The 19,161-nt window shown below is 45.7% G+C and carries 18 protein-coding genes, 1 other RNA gene, 1 pseudogene and 1 riboswitch; of the genes and pseudogenes, 11 read left to right on the plus strand and 9 right to left on the minus strand.

Translation table 11 applies throughout. The features are described from left to right. Positions 1–30: 30 nt before the first annotated feature. Positions 31–1,026, plus strand: coding sequence for a Bug family tripartite tricarboxylate transporter substrate binding protein (locus C2747_RS02400; protein ID WP_215332112.1), 996 nt, complete (start codon positions 31–33; stop codon positions 1,024–1,026). Positions 1,027–1,083: 57 nt separating this feature from the next. Continuing rightward, on the plus strand, positions 1,084–2,607 hold the full coding sequence (locus C2747_RS02405; RefSeq protein WP_215332114.1) for a malonate--CoA ligase: 1,524 nt from the start codon (positions 1,084–1,086) through the stop codon (positions 2,605–2,607). An 18-nt stretch (positions 2,608–2,625) separates the two neighbouring features. Here C2747_RS02405 and C2747_RS02410 read toward each other — a convergent pair whose 3' ends face one another. The 5 genes and pseudogenes from C2747_RS02410 to C2747_RS02430 all read right to left on the minus strand — a co-directional run bounded on the left by C2747_RS02410 (position 2,626) and on the right by C2747_RS02430 (position 6,277). Beyond that, complete coding sequence (locus C2747_RS02410) at positions 2,626–3,444, minus strand: sulfite exporter TauE/SafE family protein (protein WP_215332116.1); 819 nt, start codon at positions 3,442–3,444, stop codon at positions 2,626–2,628. Further along, positions 3,445–3,663, minus strand: a non-coding RNA gene (gene ssrS, locus C2747_RS02415) — 6S RNA. 84 nt (positions 3,664–3,747) lie between these two features. Continuing rightward, a pseudogene (locus C2747_RS10625) lies at positions 3,748–4,038 on the minus strand (cell division protein ZapA); the annotation flags it as partial. Continuing rightward, positions 3,959–4,246 (minus strand): hypothetical protein, encoded by a 288-nt coding sequence (locus C2747_RS02425; protein WP_215332118.1) that lies wholly within the window; start codon positions 4,244–4,246, stop codon positions 3,959–3,961. The pseudogene C2747_RS10625 and the gene C2747_RS02425, both read right to left, overlap by 80 nt. 27 nt (positions 4,247–4,273) lie before the next feature. Beyond that, positions 4,274–6,277, minus strand: a complete 2,004-nt coding sequence (locus tag C2747_RS02430; RefSeq protein WP_215332120.1) for a TonB-dependent receptor domain-containing protein — start codon at positions 6,275–6,277, stop codon at positions 4,274–4,276. Positions 6,278–6,424: 147 nt separating this feature from the next. Next, positions 6,425–6,639: riboswitch (cobalamin riboswitch) on the minus strand. Positions 6,640–6,709: 70 nt separating this feature from the next. Between C2747_RS02430 and C2747_RS02435 the strand changes: the two genes are divergently transcribed. The 7 genes from C2747_RS02435 to C2747_RS02465 all read left to right on the plus strand — a co-directional run bounded on the left by C2747_RS02435 (position 6,710) and on the right by C2747_RS02465 (position 13,818). Beyond that, positions 6,710–7,327, plus strand: a complete 618-nt coding sequence (locus tag C2747_RS02435; RefSeq protein WP_215306226.1) for a Crp/Fnr family transcriptional regulator — start codon at positions 6,710–6,712, stop codon at positions 7,325–7,327. 211 nt (positions 7,328–7,538) lie between these two features. After that, positions 7,539–9,248 (plus strand): oxalyl-CoA decarboxylase, encoded by a 1,710-nt coding sequence (oxc, locus tag C2747_RS02440; RefSeq protein WP_215332122.1) that lies wholly within the window; start codon positions 7,539–7,541, stop codon positions 9,246–9,248. Between the two features lie 83 nt (positions 9,249–9,331). Then, complete coding sequence (gene frc / locus C2747_RS02445; RefSeq protein ID WP_215332124.1) at positions 9,332–10,582, plus strand: formyl-CoA transferase; 1,251 nt, start codon at positions 9,332–9,334, stop codon at positions 10,580–10,582. A 241-nt stretch (positions 10,583–10,823) separates the two neighbouring features. Then, positions 10,824–12,071 carry a formyl-CoA transferase gene (gene frc, locus C2747_RS02450; protein ID WP_215329486.1) on the plus strand — a complete coding sequence of 416 codons (1,248 nt, stop codon included), beginning with the start codon at positions 10,824–10,826 and terminating at the stop codon, positions 12,069–12,071. A gap of 1 nt (position 12,072) precedes the next feature. Then, positions 12,073–13,005 (plus strand): methionyl-tRNA formyltransferase, encoded by a 933-nt coding sequence (locus tag C2747_RS02455; protein WP_215332126.1) that lies wholly within the window; start codon positions 12,073–12,075, stop codon positions 13,003–13,005. A 172-nt stretch (positions 13,006–13,177) separates the two neighbouring features. After that, positions 13,178–13,519, plus strand: a complete 342-nt coding sequence (locus tag C2747_RS02460; protein ID WP_215332128.1) for a hypothetical protein — start codon at positions 13,178–13,180, stop codon at positions 13,517–13,519. After that, positions 13,516–13,818 (plus strand): hypothetical protein, encoded by a 303-nt coding sequence (locus C2747_RS02465; protein WP_215332130.1) that lies wholly within the window; start codon positions 13,516–13,518, stop codon positions 13,816–13,818. Before C2747_RS02460 ends, C2747_RS02465 begins: the two co-directional genes overlap by 4 nt. Before the next feature lie 15 nt (positions 13,819–13,833). Here the strand turns inward: C2747_RS02465 and panC are convergent, their stop codons facing one another. The 4 genes from panC to metG all read right to left on the minus strand — a co-directional run bounded on the left by panC (position 13,834) and on the right by metG (position 17,566). Further along, positions 13,834–14,685, minus strand: a complete 852-nt coding sequence (gene panC, locus C2747_RS02470) for a pantoate--beta-alanine ligase (protein ID WP_215332132.1) — start codon at positions 14,683–14,685, stop codon at positions 13,834–13,836. Next, on the minus strand, positions 14,682–15,563 hold the full coding sequence (locus C2747_RS02475) for a segregation and condensation protein A (RefSeq protein WP_215332134.1): 882 nt from the start codon (positions 15,561–15,563) through the stop codon (positions 14,682–14,684). The genes panC and C2747_RS02475 overlap by 4 nt, the downstream gene beginning before the upstream one ends. After that, the gene (locus tag C2747_RS02480; RefSeq protein WP_215332136.1) at positions 15,556–15,744 is read right to left on the minus strand and encodes a DUF3460 family protein; all 189 of its coding nucleotides are present in this window, start codon (positions 15,742–15,744) and stop codon (positions 15,556–15,558) included. Before C2747_RS02480 ends, C2747_RS02475 begins: the two co-directional genes overlap by 8 nt. A gap of 151 nt (positions 15,745–15,895) precedes the next feature. Next, a complete protein-coding gene (gene metG / locus C2747_RS02485; protein WP_215332138.1) occupies positions 15,896–17,566 on the minus strand; it encodes a methionine--tRNA ligase in 1,671 nt (556 codons plus the stop codon). A 135-nt stretch (positions 17,567–17,701) separates the two neighbouring features. Here metG and C2747_RS02490 point away from each other — a divergent pair, with 135 nt between their 5' ends. Further along, a complete protein-coding gene (locus C2747_RS02490; protein WP_215333044.1) occupies positions 17,702–18,544 on the plus strand; it encodes a formate dehydrogenase accessory sulfurtransferase FdhD in 843 nt (280 codons plus the stop codon). 41 nt (positions 18,545–18,585) lie between these two features. Further along, entirely contained in the window at positions 18,586–19,152 is a 567-nt protein-coding gene (gene dcd / locus C2747_RS02495) for a dCTP deaminase (RefSeq protein ID WP_215309538.1), read from the plus strand. Positions 19,153–19,161: the final 9 nt, after the last annotated feature.

Genomic DNA, 19,161 nt, shown 5'->3' on the forward strand with positions numbered 1-19,161 from the left:
AATCATGAGATTGATATAAAAGGAGACAAAATGTTTAATCAAATAAACAAGTCAGTATTTTCTTTGGGCATCCTTAAGAAGCTAGCTTTTTTAGTCTGTGCCGCCCCGCTCGCTGTATTTGCACAAGAATGGCCAGCTAAGCCCATCACTTTTTTAAATCCGTTCCCGGCTGGTGGTGGAACGGATGCTTTCGCTAGACCATTGGCTGCTCAACTAACGGAGCAGCTCGGTAAGCAAATCATTATCGATAACCGTGGTGGTGCAGGCGGCACTGTTGGTGCCTCAGTTGCTGCCAAGGCTGCCCCTGACGGATACACCTGGTTCATTGGTGCTACCCATCACACCATTGCGCCTTCGATGTATAAAAACTTAGATTACGACATCGAGAAGAGCTTTATTCCGGTTGCGATGATTGCTAACGTGCCACAAGTGTTAGTGATTAATCCACAGCGCGTGAGTGCACGTAATGCTAAAGAGTTCATTGAGCTCATGAAGAAAAACCCAGGTAAATACAACTTTGCCAGCGCGGGTAGTGGCACAGTTCATCACCTGGCTGGTGAATTATTTAAGATTCAAACAGGCTCTTTCATTACTCATATTCCATATCGTGGTGCTGGCCCAGCAATGAATGATTTATTGGCCGGTCAGATTGACTTGGAGTTCGATGGTCTTGCCACTTCTGCTCCTCAGATTAATGCTGGAAAGTTGGTGGCAATTGCTTTGGCGTCCAATAAGCGCTCACCTGCCATCCCAAATGTACCTACCTTTAAAGAATCTGGCCTGCCCGACTACGAAGTTTCTACTTGGTATTCTTTGTTCGCTCCGGCCGGCACTCCTAGACCTATCGTGGACAGAATGATTGTTGAAGTGCAGAAGGCGTTGAATACGCCAAAGCTCAAAGCGATTTGGGAGAAGAATGGTTCTGATACACCAACTCTCTCTGGCGATGCTTTTGGTAGGCAGGTGCGCGCTGACGTAGTGCGTTGGTCTAGCGTGGTTAAGAAATCTGGCGCTTCATTAGATTAATTAGTTATGGCTTGAACTGTTTGAATTGTTCTTATTGTTTGGTTTTTTGAGGCTCGAATGAATTTATATTCCTTGTTGGAAACAGGTTTTCCAAAAGATAAGCAGGCATGTGCATTGGAAACGCATGATGGTTTGTATTACTCCTGGAGTGATCTGGAGCGCGCTACTTCTAAGATGGCTAACCTGCTCAAGAGCCTCAAATTACCAGCAGGATCGCGTATTGCTGCTCAGGTTGAAAAGTCACCTGAGGCGCTCTTTCTGTACTTGGCTACAGTAAAGGCGGGCTACGTTTATCTGCCCCTGAATACCGCCTATCAAGCGGCGGAGATCCAATACTTCCTGGAGAATGCTGAGCCCGCAGTAGTCGTCTGTAGTAGCAAAAACTTCTCATGGGTATCTAAGGTTGCCTTTAAGGCTGCTACCAAGCATGTCTTTACCTTAGATGAGGATCGCAAGGGCACTTTATTAGATCGTGCTGCTGGTCAAAGTGATAAGTTCAAAACCGTTGCGGTGAAGGATGATGATTTAGCAGCCATCTTGTATACCTCTGGCACAACTGGCCGCAGTAAGGGCGCTATGCTGACCCATAAGAACTTGGGAAGTAATGCACAGGTGTTGCAAAAGTTTTGGGGTTGGAAAAAAGGCGATGTCTTATTGCATGCGCTCCCAATCTTCCATGTGCACGGATTATTTGTCGCTGCGCATGGTGCATTAATTAACGGCAGCAAAATGATTTGGTTGCCACGCCTAGATACTGCGCAACTCATTCATCACATGCCCAACTCCACCGTGATGATGGGTGTACCAACATTCTATGTACGCTTGCTAGCGGATAAAGGTTTTAATAAAAACGTCGCGCGCAATATGCGTCTGTTTGTGTCGGGCTCCGCTCCATTGCTGACGGAAACATTTAACTCTTTTAAAGAAGTGATTGGCCAGCCAATTCTTGAGCGCTACGGCATGAGTGAAACTGTGATGCTCGTTTCTAATCCATACAAAGGCAACCGCGTAGGCGGTTCGGTTGGCTTGCCTCTACCGGGCGTTAAAGTGCGCGTGGTAAACGAAAGCAATAAGCCTTGCGGTGTTGATGAAATCGGTAGCATTCAAGTGAAGGGCCCAAATATATTCAAGGGCTACTGGCGCATGCCAGAAAAAACCGCAGAAGAATTTACTAAAGACGGCTGGTTTAAGACGGGTGACGTTGGTCGTTGGGGTGGAGATGCTAATGGTGGCAAAGCGCCTCAGGATTACCTTTGCATCGTTGGTCGTAGCAAAGATTTAATTATTTCTGGTGGCTACAACGTGTATCCAAAAGAGATCGAAAGTTTTATCGATGATATGGATGGCGTAGATGAGAGTGCTGTGATTGGTATTCCACATCCTGATTTTGGTGAAGCGGTGATGGCGGTAGTAGTGCCAAAAGCAGGCGCCAAGCTCGACGCGCAGGCTATGATCGCAACACTAAAAACGCAAATCGCGAACTTCAAAATCCCTAAGCGTTTAGAGATTGTTGCTGACTTACCTCGTAATGCGATGGGTAAGGTCCAGAAGAATATTCTGCGTCAGCAATACACTGGCTAGGAGTAGTAAGAGGATTTACTAAAAACCAAATGCCTTGCGGCTTTCATTAAACATGAAGGCTGCAAGCATAAAGAGCATCACACCAAAGATGCGTTTGAGTTGAGCTATATCGAGCTTCCTGGCCATCTTTGCGCCCAGTGGAGCAGTAAATATGCTCACTGCCACAATGCAGAGTACCGCTGGGACGTAAACAAATCCAAGTGAGCCTTCGGGAAGATTGGGGTTGCCCCAACTTCCATACATGTAGCCGATCGTTGCTGCAGCTGCAATCGGAAATCCTAAGCCTGAAGAACTTGCCATTGCAGTATGTGGTTTGACGTTACACCAGAGCATAAATGGCACAGTAATAAATGCTCCACCTGCACCTACTAGGCTCGCAATTACCCCTGTTAGCGCTCCAAATGAGAAAAGGCCAACAGCGCCAGGTAATTCTCGCCCGGCTGAAGGCTTTTTATTGATGATCATTTGGATCGAGGTGTAGACAATGAACATGGCGAAGAATAAGGAGAGCCAGGAGGTATTGATTGCCTCAAAAATCTCACTACCACCAATCAGACTGCCGATCACTAGACCGGGACTGAGTGCTGCAACTAACTTCCAATCAATAGAGTTATGCTTGTGATGCGCCCAGATGGCGGAGGTGGTGGTGAAGAGGATGGTTGCCATGCCCGTTGCGATGGCCATATGTACGATGACGTTTTGGCCAAACCCTAAATGATTAAAGACCACAATCATGAAGGGCACCAAAATCATGCCGCCCCCGATGCCTAAGAGGCCCGCTAGGAAGCCCGATATGCTTCCACATAACATCAGCATGGCGATATCGGCTATTGACATGAATTCCCCGCCTTAGCCGCTAGGCCGTCATCCTGAACCCTAAGGTTCAAGGTGGAACGGCTACTCTGCTTCGGGTGCATTAAGAAGTTCAGGGAGTGAACAGCGCGAAGCTGCCACTGTGAAAATTCAAAACGCTCACGCCCACAGTGTAAAGATCGTTCCTGATGCTTGCGCATCGGTTCAAGGAACTATTGGCCTTGGCGAACCAGGCAGGGAAAGGGTTTGCATTAAAGAATCTACTTGATCCTCAAGCTCTCGAATCTGATCCTGAAGGCGAGTTACTTCATCGGCATTCATATTCGAGGCAGTGCTTTGCTGTGATGGGTTTTTTTGTAATGTGATGAGGTCACCAGCAATTTTGAGTGCTGCCATCATGCTGGCGCGCTCAATACTGCGATTACCACCGTTAAACGCTAGTTGAATTTGTTCATCCACCAATACACAGGCTGCACGAAGTAATGGCTCATGCTCTGCGCTTGTAGCCAGAGTAATTTTTTGACCGGCGAGAGTTACTTCAATGCGTTGTTGGCTCATTGTCTTCCTCTGGGTTAGTTGGTGTGATAGCTGCACCAAGCAGATTAAGCTGGCGACCATCACTCTGGTCTGGCAGGCGACTCAAAATGTGTTGAATACGCTTTTGTGCATCTTCAATCTTGTTTTCAAGCTGCACGCGATTTTGATTTAAGTTCCGAACTGCTTCTGTAATAGCCTGAATTTTCCCTGCCACGCGATCAATGGATGTGCATAGCACATCCATATCCGAGGATAGGTTGCCAGTGAAAACAGGGGAGGTCTCATTCATACTGGCATTGTAGTCTGAAAAAAGGGCTTATTTCATAGCGTAACGCAGGCCTACGAATACATTGGACCCTGCATTGGCGTAGCCATAATTAGTCTGGTACTGGGAATTAAAGACATTATTCCAGCGCACAAAAGCGGATAAATTTTTCTCAATGAGATAGCTGCCGTAAAGGCCTACCAAGGTAAAACTCTGCATATTGTAGGTATTTGCTGTTTGGGTTCCATTCACGCCACCCCAGCGTGGTCCAGAAAGGGTAATGTTAGTGCCGACATTTAATTTACTGAGCTTGTAATCGGCCAGGAAATTACCAACCCAGTTAGCTCGATTTGGTACATCCAAGCCAGTAACTTGGTCTACGGTACTCATGGCATCCGCTGACGCCTTTAAGGTGAATGAGTTGATTTGTCCATCAACACCAAGAGAGGCACCTCTAATTTGCACCAAGCTAAAGTTCACTGGATGAGAGCCTGAGTAGTATGCTGGATTACCGCAATTGCCATCATTGTCATAACAGTTTATTGGCACAATAAAGTTTTCAATTTTATTTTGGTATGCGGTTAAATGGACGCCATAGTTACGAGTCTCATAGTGCACGCCTGCTTCCAGATTTTTATTAGTCTCAGGTTTTAAATTGGTAGTCCCATAACCTGGGTAGTAAAGATCATTAAACGATGGCGCTCTAAAGCCAGTACCGTAATTAATATTTGTCCTTAATTCTTTGGTAATAGAGTAACCATAGGCTGCGCTGTAGGTTACCTTTGATCCATATTGTGATATTTGATCATTTCTGAGGGCGATTGTTGCTAGATTATTGCCCCGTTTTAATTCATAGGATCCGGCAATTGAATTGGTTGTGCGCTGTTGGTTAATGTTGATATTGCTACATGCGTCATAGGAGCCGCAAAAAGTTTGATATGCGGAGTTACTCATGTTTGCATATTGAATATTGCGCTCTAGTAAGACCTGTAGCTTATCTGCTCCAATTTTGATATCGTTTTGCCATAGAAAATCATATGAGGGAATTACCAATCGATCATTACTTTGAGAGGTTAAGCTTTGCGAGGCATTTGTTGAGCTAGATGCCTGAAAATAACTTGACCAAATTTCAGAAATTTGATTCTTGGAGTACGCAGAAAAAACCGCTAGTTGATTGATCCCTTGCGCAGCCTCTGGATTGCCGCTGATATATTCATTACTCGGGTATTGATAACTATTTTTGCTCGCAAATATCTTTAATCCTAATTCTTGTCCTGTTGACCAAGTGGTAGAGAGTGATCCCGTTGCACCCAAGCGCGTGTATGCAGTTGGCGTGGTTGGATAAGGCGATGGAAAAGTTGTTGGATAGTTTGGACCGCCTTTGAAGTGCGGGTTATTTGCCGCTACCGTGTTAAAGCCTGCAGAATTTTCTTGGCTAATTCCTATTGAATAATTTGTTGGGCTATCTTTACCAAGTGACCCAGATATTGATGTATTGGTAATGCTGGTGTTATAGGTACCATACCCTGACGATGCTTCAAACTGGGTTGGACCCCCACCTTTTTTTGTGAATATCTGAATAACACCACCCATTGCATCTGAGCCATAGAAGGTACTTTGTGGCCCATAAATGATTTCAATATGATCAATGAGTGAAAGAGGTATTGCGTTCCAAATTGCGCCACCGCCTACTGAATCAATTTTTACACCATCAACCAATACCAAGCTTTGGGAATTGCCGGTACCTCTTAAATAGACGCTTGATATATTGCCCGCGCCGCCAGAGCTATATATTTGGATGCCCCTCTGCTGTTGCAGTAAATCAGGAAGACTAGACTGTGCAGAATTTTCAATCTCTTCTCTACTGATATAGGTGTAGTCAGCCAAGGCATCATTTCCCGATTTTGGCGAACGTGTAGCGGTGACAATGACTGGATTGATTGGGTTAAGCGAGTTGGAAACTAAAACGTTTCCAGAATTTTGTGAAAATGCTGTATTGCTGAAAACTAATACTGCGCCACAAAGTAGGGCGGCATTTTTGAACTGCTGCTTCATGATTCACTTTCTGTTATCGATTACCTAGCTCACTTCCCCGTAAGCTGGGTCGAACAGAATTTCACATTGTGAGAGTTCAGGCGTCAATTGGGCATCGTGCCAGTTTGGCAGGGGATGCTTCATCGGCGCGCGAAGGTCCCCGTCCGCAAAATTCCACCTGTAATGGCCGGTATCCGGGCTAGTAAATCTCAGAATCCGGCCTTCCCATGCAATTGACGCGCACAGTGGCTTATTTAGACTCCTGACACCCTCACTTAGAAGTTAGGATGTATTTACTTACCGTTGCGGGGGCAGCACACGTTTAGTGTTTCCCGTTTAACTTTGTTGCATTGCAACAAAGCACCACTACGATTACATAATAGCCCATAAATCGGTAAAAACTGCTTTTGGGGTGAAAAAAGCCTACAATCTTGGCTCTAGGATTAAGGATTCATGACAGCATTAGATAAGCACCCCGAAAAAAACCTCATTCGTTTGCAGTTGAGTCAAAACTCGGTGTTAAAAAGCTTGGATCCTGAGGCAATGGCCGATTTAGAGCGCCATTTGGTGATTTCAGACCTGAAAAAATCAGAAATCCTGCTTCATCAAGGCGACCATCAAATGGAGCAATATTTCGTTTTAGACGGGATTTTGAAGAGAATTGTCTCTAGCGCCGATGCAAAAGAGATGATTTTGCGTTTCGCCATCGAAAAGGATATTGAAACGAGTTATGCTGCCTGGCGCCTCAAGACCGCCGCCCCATATAGCATTGCCTCGGTCACCAAGGCTCGAGTTGCCCGTATGCCACTAAAGAAATGGGCTGAATTTTTGGAGGTTCACAAACCCCTTAAAGAGAGTTTTGAGTTTGAGGTGATGCGCTTGATGAGCGAGATCATGGCGCATACGATTACCCTGCATATGCTGGATGCACCAGGTCGGGTAGAGCGTTTTTTACGTAAATACGAAGATTTGTTTGAGCTGCTCCCTAAAAAAGAGTTGGCCGCATACCTTAATCTCTCTCCGGAGACATTGAGCCGCCTTAAAACAAAGCATAAAGAGCTTTTTGTCTAAATAATCGGCCTAGATGTTTCTAGATTTCAGGGGAAATTGACCGAAGTCAATGATGAACTTGATCCCTGAGCCTAAGATTCAGATCAGCCATAACGGGAGCGTTTTTTGTTGCCCGCGGCACCACTAATAACTTAATTGGAGACAGTTAGCGAAAGCTAAATTGCACTGAGCCTGTTCAACGTTCTGGCAGTGTAATTAACTATAAATTTCTATGACAACAGATAATCAAAATACCCAAGTCACTGATGGCTTTCATCTCGTCATCGACGCCTTAAAAGCAAATGACTTAGACACCATTTTTGGTCTCGTTGGTATTCCAATTACCGACTTATGCCGTTTGGCTCAAGCTGAAGGTTTGCGCTTCATTGGTTTCCGTCATGAGCAACATGCTGGTAACGCTGCAGCCATTGCGGGTTACATGACTCAAAAGCCTGGCATCTGCATGACTGTGTCAGCGCCAGGTTTCTTGAACGGTTTAACAGCATTGGCAAATGCCACTGTGAACTGCTTCCCAATGATTTTGATCTCTGGTTCAAGCGAGCGCGAGATCGTTGACTTGCAACAAGGTGACTACGAAGAGATGGATCAGCTCAATGCAGCTAAGCCATATTGCAAAGCTGCATACCGTATTAATCACATTGAAGATATCGGCATCGGTTTTGCACGCGCGATTCGTGCGGCTGTTTCTGGTCGTCCAGGCGGTGTTTACTTGGACTTACCTGCACAGTTGTTAGCTCAAACAATGCCTGTTGAAGAAGCGAAGAAATCGATCTTCAAAGTAATTGATCCAATTCCACGTCAAATCCCTGCGCCTGATGCAATCGAGCGCGCATTGAATGTATTGAAGGGCGCTAAGCGTCCATTGATTTTGTTGGGTAAAGGCGCTGCTTATGCTCAAGCCGATGCTGACATTCGTGCATTGATTGAGAAGTCTGGCATTCCATATTTACCAATGTCGATGGCTAAAGGTTTGTTGCCAGACAACCACCCGCAATCCGCTTCTGCAGCCCGTTCATTTGTATTGGCTGAGGCTGATGCGGTGATGTTGGTTGGTGCACGCTTGAACTGGTTACTTGCGCACGGTAAAGGTAAAACATGGGGCAAAGATCCTAAGAAATTTATTCAGATCGATATTCAATCAAATGAAGTGGACAGTAACGTACAAATCGATGCTCCATTGATTGGCGATATCGGCTCTGTTGTTGGCGAGCTCTTAAAAGGTATTGCTGCAGTTCCAAAGCCTTCTTCTGAGTGGATCAGCGCGATCAACGAGAAGAAAGGCAAGAACATGGCGAAGATGGCTGAAACATTGGCCAAAGAAGCTTCACCAATGAACTTCCATGGTGCTTTGCGTGCCATTCGCGATGTGATCAAGCTAAACCCAGACGTGAACTTGGTAAACGAAGGTGCAAACACGCTGGACTATTGCCGTGCCATCGTTGACATGTACAAGCCACGTAAACGTTTTGACTCCGGTACTTGGGGCATCATGGGTATCGGTATGGGCTACGCCATTGGCGCTGCTGTAACGAGCGGCTTGCCTACAGTTGCGGTTGAAGGCGATAGCGCATTTGGATTTAGCGGTATGGAGTTAGAAACCATTTGTCGTTACAACCTGCCAATCACTACAGTGGTGTTTAACAACAATGGTGTTTACCGCGGTACTGACGTAAATCCAACTGGCGGTGCTGATGTAGCCCCAACAGTATTTGTGAAAAACGCCCGTTACGACAAAATGATTGAGGCATTTGGTGGTGTTGGTTACTACGTGACTACCCCAGCAGAGTTAGAGGCTGCGTTGACTAAAGCGATTGCTGAAGGCAAGCCTGCTTTGATTAATGCTGTGATTGATGAAACTGCTGGTACAGAAAGTGGACGTTTAACTAACTTGAATCCATCCACTGCTGCTGTTAAGCACTAATTCGAAGTGAATTGGTAATCAATACGTAATATTTTTGAACTAAATTTAGTAACAAATAAGCAATACTTTAAGGAGAATCAAATATGACTAAACCATTAGACGGTATTCGCATCATCGATTTCACACACGTACAAGCAGGACCTGCATGTACTCAGTTGTTGGCTTGGTACGGTGCTGACGTGATTAAAGTTGAGCGTCCAGGCTCTGGTGACGTAACTCGCAGCCAGTTACGCGATATTCCAGGTGCAGATGCTTTGTATTTCACGATGCTAAACGGTAATAAGCGTTCATTGACTTTGGATACTAAGACTCAAGAGGGTAAAGAAGTTTTAGAGAAGATGATCAAGACTTCTGATGTCATGGTTGAGAACTTTGGTCCAGGCGCTTTGGATCGTATGGGTTTTAGCTGGGCGCGTATTCAGGAATTGAATCCAAAGATGATCATGGCTTCCGTAAAAGGCTTTAGCGATGGTCACTCATACGAAGACTTAAAGGTGTACGAGAACGTTGCTCAGTGTGCTGGTGGTGCCGCTTCTACAACTGGTTTCTGGGATGGTCCCCCAACAGTTTCTGCTGCTGCTTTGGGTGATAGCAATACTGGTATGCACTTGGCTATCGGTATTTTGACTGCGTTGATGCAGCGTCAAAAAACTGGCAAGGGTCAAAAAGTTTCTTGCTCAATGCAAGATGCCGTGTTGAACTTGTGCCGCGTGAAGTTGCGTGACCAACAACGTTTGGACAAAATCGGCTACCTCGAAGAGTACCCACAGTACCCACACGGTACATTCTCTGACGTAGTTCCACGTGGCGGTAACGCTGGTGGTGGCGGTCAGCCAGGTTGGGTATTGAAGTGTAAGGGCTGGGAAACAGATCCAAACGCCTACATTTATTTCACAATTCAAGGTCATGCATGGGAGCCAATCACTCGTGCGATCGGTAAGCCAGAGTGGGCAACTGATCCAGCGTACATGACTGCTGAAGCGCGTCAGGATAAGATTTTTGATATCTTCGCAACAATCGAAGAGTGGCTCAAGGACAAGACTAAGTACGAAGCTGTGGACATCCTCCGCAAGTTCGATATTCCTTGCGCACCAGTTCTCTCAATGAAAGAATTGGCTAACTCACCTGACTTGCGTAAGAGTGGCTCTATCGTTGAAGTGGATCACAAGGTACGTGGTAAGTACTTGACTATCGGTAGCCCAATCAAGTTCTCTGATTTGGAAATCGAAGTTGGTCCATCACCAGTATTAGGTGAGCACACCAATGAAGTGTTGACTGATCTTGGCTATAGCGTTGATGACATCGCTAAGTTGCATGCAGCAAAAGCAGTTTAATAACGATTAGCAGTTTTCGTTTTAGCTTTAAAGGCGCTCCTGGTGGGCGCCTTTTTTTATTCATTATCGGCAACAAAGAGCCCTTGTTCGATCTTGAAAAGCCCTAATTCTGCAGCCAAATAGCTATTCTCAGGCATTAAAAGCGAGGATGCACAGTAAATAGGCATCCCGTATTGCACCATAATCCGGCGCTGGTAAAATTGTTTCAATTCAAAATTTTATTCTTATTGGGATTTTAATCATGGCAAAAGCATTAGAAGGAGTCAAGGTTCTTGACTTCACGCACGTTCAATCTGGCCCTACTTGTACTCAGCTGCTCGCTTGGTTTGGTGCTGATGTAATCAAAGTAGAAAAATCTGGCGAGGGTGATGCTACCCGTGGTCAATTGCGCGATATCCCGGATGCGGATAGTTTGTATTTCACAATGTTGAACCATAACAAGCGTTCAATTACCGTAAATACTAAAACTCCTAAAGGTAAAGAAATTCTAGAGCGCCTGATAAAAGAGTGTGATGTGCTGGTGGAGAACTTTGCTCCTGGTGCATTAGATCGCATGGGTTTTTCTTGGGAGCGCATTCAGGAACTCAATCCAATGATGATCATGGCTTCAGTAAAAGGTTTTGGTCCCGGTCCCTACGAGGACTGTAAGGTATATGAGAACGTAGCGCAGTGTGCCGGCGGTTCAGCATCTACTACCGGTTTTGATGATGGTCCTCCAATGGTGACTGGTGCGCAGATTGGTGATAGCGGCACGGGATTACATTTGGCTCTAGGTATCGTTACAGCCCTGTATCAGCGAACACACTCTGGCCGTGGTCAAAAAGTATTGGCAGCGATGCAAGATGCCGTACTGAATTTATGCCGTGTGAAGCTGCGTGATCAACAGCGCTTAGAGCGTAACGGCTTGATGCAAGAGTATCCACAGTTTCCTAATGGAGAGTTTGGTGACGCTGTGCCCCGTGCTGGCAATGCTTCTGGTGGCGGTCAACCAGGTTGGATTGTGAAATGCAAGGGTTGGGAAACAGATCCAAATTCCTATATGTACGTCATCGTCCAAGCCCCAGTTTGGGAGGCGGTCTGCAAAGTGATTGGTCGCGAAGATTGGATTAAGGATGTGCGTTTTGCATCACCCATGGCTCGCTTGCCACACTTGATGGAAATCTTTGGTGAAATTGAGAAATGGACAATGACTAAGACCAAGTTTGAAGTCATGGATATTTTGAATAAATACGATATTCCTTGCGGCCCAATTTTGTCGATGAAAGAAATCGCAGAAGAGCCCGCATTGCGTGCGACTGGAACTGTAGTTGAAGTAGATCATCCAATTCGTGGCAAGTACCTTACTGTAGGCAATCCAATTAAGATGTCTGATAGCCCAACTGACGTGACGCGTTCACCATTATTAGGTGAGCATACCGATGAAATTCTGAGTGAGCTGGGTTACTCAACCGACGAGCTGATTGCTTTACGCCACGATAAGGTGATCTAAGATGCGGGTTGCGCTGATTGGTAGTGCTGATTTTGGTAAGGCAGCCTTAGAGGCTTTTTTGGATCGTGGCGATGAAGTTGTTGCCGTATTTTGTCCGCCAGATAATCCTAAATCGACTAAACCTGAAGTGCTGAAAGAGGCTGCTATTGCAAAGGGTTTAATGCCCTTGCAATTTGCTTCTCTCAAGGGCCCCGAAGCAGCGCAAGCGATGATGGATAGCAAGGCTGATATCTGCGTCATGGCTTATGTACTGCAGTTTGTGCCACAAGAGCTTTGTAAGATACCAAAGCACGGCACGATTCAATATCACCCATCACTCCTGCCGAAATATCGCGGTCCAAGCGCTATTAACTGGGCGATTGCTTTGGGTGAAGATAAAACTGGCCTCACTATTTTTCGCCCATCTGATGGTTTGGATGAGGGCGAAGTAATTCTGCAAAAAGAAGTGGTAATTACCTCTGATGACACTTTAGGAAAAGTCTACTTTGATAAATTATTTCCATTGGGTGTTCAGGCTTTACTTGAAGCTGCTGATCTCGTGGTCGCCAATCAACATCAAGAAGTTGTTCAAGATGAATCGCTAGCAAACTATGAAGGTTGGTTTGGTATTGATGCAGCTCAAATTCATTGGGCTACGCATATTAATCAAATCTACAACTTGATTCGTGCCTCTAATCCGGCGCCTGGAGCTTGGACTAAATTTGGCGAGCAAAAAGTACAGATCTATGATTGCCAAAAACATGTAGTCGCTACCTTTGGTGCCGTTAAAGGCAAGCCTGGAGAAATCACCCAAATTACTTTGGACTCATTCTTCGTAGCTTGTCATGGTGGACAAATCGAAGTCCTTAAAGCAAAAGGTGCCGCAGGGAAAGTAACAGGTGCTGAATTAGCTAAGGAATTAAATCTAGAAGTAGGTCAGTTTTTCTCGTTGTAGATTTATTAGGCACGAATAATTACACCCTACCTCAGTGCTGTGATGCGTTGTTGTTATGTGCGATAACGAACAAAAATAACTTTTATTTTTTATAAAAGTTGCATGTTTTAAATATAAAAGTTATTTTCGATTCCTCTTGGTGAATACTCCCCAAGGAGAATACCTTTTAAGAATGTCCGAACAATGCCTTAAATACCTGAATTTTTCTAATTCCTTCGAGAAGATCAACAAGCGTTATAAGTTGACAGAATACAAGCAGGTCAAGGTGTTGGAGGCAGTCATAAATGCCCACATGGAAGGTGTAACCCTCTCAGTCTTGGATCTCATATTGATGAAGGAGATTGCTTCCCAAGCAACCCTACATTCAATTACAAAGTTATTAATTGACTCAAAACTGATTAAGACTGAGCTTTGCAAAGAAGATGGCCGGCGCAAATATATACTGCCAACCAAGCTGGGGATCTCTTGGCTAAATGATTGCTCAGTAATGCTGATTTCAGCCCATAAGAAATGATTTTTTTATGTAGAGCATGGATTTTATTGGGATTGCTATCGATGTCTGCGTTAGCTCTTGCCCAACCCTCAAAAGAAGATAGCGTTCTTTGTTACAAATCAGCTATCAAAGAACCCATCGCCTTTTACGGCAATCCAGGAGATATCTTCACTTTGTATGACGGTAGTAGATGGAAGGTTGCAAGTGCTGGTCCATATGAATACGTACCTTTCCGCTATCGCAATGTACTAATATGCCCAAGCGAACAAGTCCTCATTGTCGATAAGAGGGCGCTCTCAATTGAGAGGATAAGAAATTAAACTCTTCTTTTTGAGTTAAATTTCTAAGTTATCAATCAGACGTGTTTTACCCAGTTTGGCAGCCGTCAGAATTACTAGCGGCTCGCCAGCTTGTAGACTCTCATTTGAGGCGGGCGCTAAATCGCTTTGTTGGCGTATGGCAATGTAGTCTGGATTCCAACCGCGACCAGCTAACTGCATGACTGCAGCTTTTTCAATTTCCGACAATGCATTGATGTTACGTGCATTGAGTTGTAGTACTTGCTCTCGAACCCCTCTCAAGACTTTTTGTAATTCAGGGGCTTCTGCACGCTCTCCAGCGGAGAGGTAACCATTACGAGAGGAGAGGGCAAGTCCATCTTCGGCGCGAATCGTCTCTCCTGGGATGATGTCAACCGGTAGAGCAAACTGTTTTGCCATCTGACGAATAATCATCAGTTGCTGGTAATCTTTTTTTCCAAAGACTGCTACTTTGGGTTGTACGCAAGATAGCAGCTTGAGTACAACAGTGCAAACCCCCTTAAAGAAGCCGGGGCGGAATTCACCCTCAAGAATGTCTCCTAGTTGCTGTGGCGGATCTACGCGGTATTCCTGAGGCTGTGGATATAGGTCGCGCTCAGTGGGCGCAAACAAAATATAAACACCTTCTTTTTCAAGCTTATCAATATCTGCCTGCATGGTGCGTGGGTAGCTATCAAAGTCTTCATTCGGACCAAACTGTAGGCGATTAACAAAGATGCTGGCGACTACTGGATCACCATGTTGCCTAGCAAGACGCATCAGTGATAAGTGGCCTTCATGGAGATTGCCCATGGTTGGCACAAAGGAGGCACGATTTTGTCCGCGCAAGTGGTCGCGCAACTCTTGTATATCGCTAATAATTTTCATGCAACAGGGGTATAGGCAAGGCGAACGTAGATTGGAGCGTATGGCTCTGCTTGGGTAATCTCCACCAAAGCCTCGCGTGAGAGCTCAAGCATTGCAATAAAGTTCACGATGACTACCGGAATGCCTTTGCCGGATTTGATGGCTTCTTCAAACAACTCGCCAAACTCGACAAAACGTGTGTTTTGTAAGCGACGCAAGATGCGTGTCATGAAATCACGGACAGACAATTCTTCGCGGGTAATCGTATGGTGTTGATTTAGTTTTGCGCGGTGTAGCACATCACGCCAGGCCATCTGCAGGTCGTTTTGATTAACCTCAGGCCAAGTCACTGCAACGGTGGTGTCAACGTAACCATGGGCGATTTGGAAATCACGCCCTTGTTGTGGAATTTGGTCAAGCTCTTGAGCAGCCAGTTTCATGCGCTCGTATTCTAAGAGGCGACGAACTAATTCTGCGCGAGGATCTTCAACCTCTTCATCACTATCAGCCTTCTTCATTGGCAATAGCATGCGAGATTTAATCTCGATCAACATCGCTGCCATCAATAAGTATTCAGCAGCCAGCTCTAGGTTGTGATGGCGGATCTGATCGATATAGCTCAGGTACTGTTGAGTCACCTGCGCCATTGGAATATCAAGCACATTGAAATTCTGTTTGCGAATCAGGTAAAGCAGAAGATCGAGCGGACCTTCAAATGCTTCTAGAAAAACTTCTAAAGCATCAGGTGGAATATAGAGATCTGTTGGGAGTTTAAATAGCGGCTCACCATACAGCTTGGCAAATGCCGAAGACATCCCATCAGTAACCGATGGAGTGCTATCGAGCAGCTCGGTTTGAACGCTTGGTTCTGGTCCCAAGGCATTGCTGGAGTTAGTCATTCGAATACACGTAAGCGCGTTGTTTTAATTTGGCCGCCTGAGCGCGACGTTGATCTTCAATAGTCAAAGGCTCTTTATCCCAAAGGAGTGCACGACCAGCTTGCTGGCCAGCTTCGAGCTCTGGTTGCTCAGATTTGAGCTCATTTAAGAACTGGGTGAATTCGGATGTATACCTAGCCATCATATTTCCTAAAATTCTTATTTAATTCAATAACTTACGAAAAATTACTGCGAAGCAATGGATTGCTTAGGCCATCATTATTAACGATTTTTCCTACAAGCCTGCCGACTTTTTGGCTAATTCCCAGAAATTCGCTCTTCTGACCCTATTTTTAGAGATTTGCTGCCAACAAAGCTTCGATTTGAGGCGCTTCAACGCGCGTCATGAGATGTTTGTAGGCTTTAATTGGATTTTGGCTGGAGAGAGGTGTTTTAACGTCATTCCAGGTCATGGCTGGCACAGAGAGGAAGTCCTCAACCCCAGCCGTGACTTGGGGTAGTACTGGCTTGAGATAAAGACTCAATAAACGGAATGCCTCTAAGGTGACGCTGCAAATTCCTTGTAAGACAGACTCGCGCTCAGGATCTTTGGCGATTTCCCAAGGCTTGTTTTCATCAACAAAGGCATTGACCTTGTCAGCTAGTTCCATGATGGTGCGCAATGCCTTGGCATATTCACGAGCTTCATAGAACTCAGCAATTTTTTCGCTGGCAGATGTAATCTCGTTGAGAAGTGGAGTATTCATCGCTGTATCAGAAACTACGCCACCAAAACGCTTCACCAAGAAACCAGCACTGCGACTGGCAATATTGATGTACTTACCTAGTAGATCGCTATTCACGCGTGCAACAAAGTCTTGCAGATTTAAATCCAAATCTTCCATGCTGTCATTGAGCTTGGTTGCAAAGTAATAACGGAACCACTCAGGATTAAATCCGGATTCAATGACGCTATGTGCAGAAATTAAAGTGCCACGTGACTTACTCATCTTCTCACCATCGACGGTGAGGAAGCCATGAGCAAACACATTGGTTGGTGTGCGGTAGCCTGCAAAGTGCAGAGTTGCTGGCCAAAAGAGTGTGTGGAAATAGAGAATATCTTTACCGATGAAGTGGTACTGCTCGGTAGTGGTATCTGGCCTGACCCATTCCTCAAAGTTCATGCCTTTAGCCTGGCAGTAATTGAGGAAGCTGGCGTAGTAACCGATCGGCGCATCAAGCCACACATAGAAATATTTACCTGGTGCATCCGGAATCTCAAAGCCAAAGTAGGGAGCATCACGGGAGATATCCCAGTCACCTAGCTTGCTTTCTCCGGGCTGTCCAACCCATTCCTTCATTTTGTTGCGAGCTTCAGGTTGCAGCGGGGTTCTGACCTGGGTCCAGTCACGTAAAAAGGTTTCGCAGCGGGGATCGGATAACTTAAAGAAGTAATGATCGGAAACTTTTTTAATTGGTGTTGCACCGCTCACTACTGAGAACGGGTTTTTCAAATCAGTTGGGGAGTAGGTTGCTCCACACTTTTCGCAAGAGTCGCCGTACTGATCTTTGGCGCCACACTTAGGGCACTCGCCTTTGATAAAGCGATCTGGCAAGAACATTTCTTTAACGGGATCATATGCTTGCTCAATCGAGCGCATTTCAATTAAGCCGGCATCACGTAACTTGAGATAGATACTTTGAGACAGCTTTTCATTCTCAGGGCTATCAGTGGTGTAGTAGTTATCAAACGAGATTAAGAAATCATCAAAGTCGCGCTTGTGCTCTTTCCAAACATTCGCAATGAGTTCTTTCGGGGTGAGGCCCTCTTTTTCGGCACGCAACATAATCGGAGTACCGTGGGTGTCATCAGCGCCAACATAGTGCACTTCGTGACCACGCATTCTCTGGAAGCGAACCCAAATATCTGTCTGGACATACTCCACTAAATGTCCAATATGAATCTGGCCATTGGCGTAAGGTAAGGCGGAGGTAACTAGCAGGCGACGTTTGGGGCTACTCATGCGGACTTAAATAGAAAAAGTTTCAACAAATGGGAATACCAGATTATGGGGCTTGGGGCTTTATTTCAGCACCAATTTTAGTCTGCGGTTAAAGTTGACACCGATTTGAACCTATTCAAGAGGCGTTTTATGGCTTTGCCCCACAACATTCAGATGTCTCATGCTTCCGTGCCCATGGTTCACGAGGTGCAGGTCATGGATGAGGCAGGGCGCATCAAGACCACCCACATCCCTGGGGAGCGGCCCCTCACCATTTATTTAGACAAGCGGGAAGTGGTCACCCTGATGACCTTAGGGAGCGCCCCTGAGGCCTTAGTTCTGGGTTATTTGCGTAATCAACGCCTGGTGGAGTCGCCAGACGATATTGCGAGCATTCAGGTGGATTGGGAAACCGATTCAGCGGCAGTCAAAACTCATCGCAGCACGGTAGATATCGATGCCCTTACCAGCAAGCGCGTTGTAACTACCGGCTGTGGCCAAGGCACCATGTTTGGTGGATTGATTGAGGAGATGGCAGAGATCAGATTACCGGATGGCCCTCAATTAACCCAAGAGGCCATCGTTGATCTAGTTGACAGCATTCGAGTTCATGACACCATCTATAAAAAATCTGGCTCAGTTCATGCTTGTGCTGTATTTGAGCGGGATGGTAATGACAAGGTTCGCCTACTCCACTTTATTGAGGATGTTGGGCGTCACAATGCCGTTGACTCCATCTCTGGGCTGATGTGGCTGGCAGACAAGCCAGGCAAAGACCTCATCTTCTTTACTACTGGACGCCTCACCTCCGAGATGGTCATTAAGGGCGCCCAGATGGGCATTCCTTTCCTCATGACTCGCTCTGGTATGACCTTAATGGGCTTAGAGCTGGCTCGCAAAACCAATCTCACACTGCTATCCCGTTGTTCTGGGAAGCATTTTGAGATCTTTAATGCTCCAGAGAGGGTAATTTTTACCTCTCCACCTGCCGCCTCTTAATTTCGTGGGCATCTGGCCCGTGATGGTTTTACAATTCGGCCATGACTATTAAATCTGACCACTGGATCCGCCGCATGGGCGAGCAAGGCATGATCAGCCCATTTGAACCTGGGCAGGTCCGCCAAGATGCCGCCGGGCACAAAATTGTGAGCTATGGCACTTCAAGCTACGGCTATGACATTCGTTGTGCTGATGAGTTCAAGATTTTCACGAACATCAATAGCACTATCGTTGATCCCAAGAATTTCGATGAACAATCGTTTGTCGATTTCAAGGGTCCGGTTTGTATTATTCCTCCGAACTCATTTGCCTTGGCAAGAACTGTTGAGTACTTCAAGATTCCACGTAGCGTATTAACGGTTTGCGTTGGTAAGAGCACTTATGCACGTTGCGGAATTATCGTGAACGTTACTCCATTCGAGCCTGAGTGGGAAGGTTACGTCACACTCGAATTTTCTAATACGACCCCATTGCCTGCAAAGATTTATGCCGGCGAAGGATGCGCACAAGTTCTGTTCTTTGAAAGCGATGAAGTATGTGGCACATCGTACAAAGATCGTGGTGGTAAGTATCAAGGCCAAGTCGGCGTTACTCTGCCGAAGACTTAATCTGCTTAA

Source organism: Polynucleobacter corsicus, assembly GCF_018688255.1.
In the GTDB taxonomy this organism is placed as follows: Bacteria; Pseudomonadota; Gammaproteobacteria; order Burkholderiales; family Burkholderiaceae; genus Polynucleobacter; species Polynucleobacter corsicus.

Excerpts from the sequence above, each read along its gene's own strand:
- panC (WP_215332132.1), bottom strand. The coding sequence starts at position 14,685 with ATGAAAATTATTAGCGATATACAAGAGTTGCGCGACCACTTGCGCGGA.
- C2747_RS02435 (WP_215306226.1), top strand. The coding sequence starts at position 6,710 with ATGACAGCATTAGATAAGCACCCCGAAAAAAACCTCATTCGTTTGCAG.
- C2747_RS02400 (WP_215332112.1), top strand. The coding sequence starts at position 31 with ATGTTTAATCAAATAAACAAGTCAGTATTTTCTTTGGGCATCCTTAAG.
- C2747_RS02410 (WP_215332116.1), bottom strand. The coding sequence starts at position 3,444 with ATGTCAATAGCCGATATCGCCATGCTGATGTTATGTGGAAGCATATCG.
- C2747_RS02405 (WP_215332114.1), top strand. The coding sequence starts at position 1,084 with ATGAATTTATATTCCTTGTTGGAAACAGGTTTTCCAAAAGATAAGCAG.
- C2747_RS02480 (WP_215332136.1), bottom strand. The coding sequence starts at position 15,744 with ATGGCTAGGTATACATCCGAATTCACCCAGTTCTTAAATGAGCTCAAA.
- C2747_RS02465 (WP_215332130.1), top strand. The coding sequence starts at position 13,516 with ATGATTTTTTTATGTAGAGCATGGATTTTATTGGGATTGCTATCGATG.
- oxc (WP_215332122.1), top strand. The coding sequence starts at position 7,539 with ATGACAACAGATAATCAAAATACCCAAGTCACTGATGGCTTTCATCTC.
- C2747_RS02475 (WP_215332134.1), bottom strand. The coding sequence starts at position 15,563 with ATGACTAACTCCAGCAATGCCTTGGGACCAGAACCAAGCGTTCAAACC.
- frc (WP_215332124.1), top strand. The coding sequence starts at position 9,332 with ATGACTAAACCATTAGACGGTATTCGCATCATCGATTTCACACACGTA.
- C2747_RS02455 (WP_215332126.1), top strand. The coding sequence starts at position 12,073 with ATGCGGGTTGCGCTGATTGGTAGTGCTGATTTTGGTAAGGCAGCCTTA.
- C2747_RS02425 (WP_215332118.1), bottom strand. The coding sequence starts at position 4,246 with ATGAATGAGACCTCCCCTGTTTTCACTGGCAACCTATCCTCGGATATG.
- frc (WP_215329486.1), top strand. The coding sequence starts at position 10,824 with ATGGCAAAAGCATTAGAAGGAGTCAAGGTTCTTGACTTCACGCACGTT.
- dcd (WP_215309538.1), top strand. The coding sequence starts at position 18,586 with ATGACTATTAAATCTGACCACTGGATCCGCCGCATGGGCGAGCAAGGC.
- metG (WP_215332138.1), bottom strand. The coding sequence starts at position 17,566 with ATGAGTAGCCCCAAACGTCGCCTGCTAGTTACCTCCGCCTTACCTTAC.
- C2747_RS02460 (WP_215332128.1), top strand. The coding sequence starts at position 13,178 with ATGTCCGAACAATGCCTTAAATACCTGAATTTTTCTAATTCCTTCGAG.
- C2747_RS02430 (WP_215332120.1), bottom strand. The coding sequence starts at position 6,277 with ATGAAGCAGCAGTTCAAAAATGCCGCCCTACTTTGTGGCGCAGTATTA.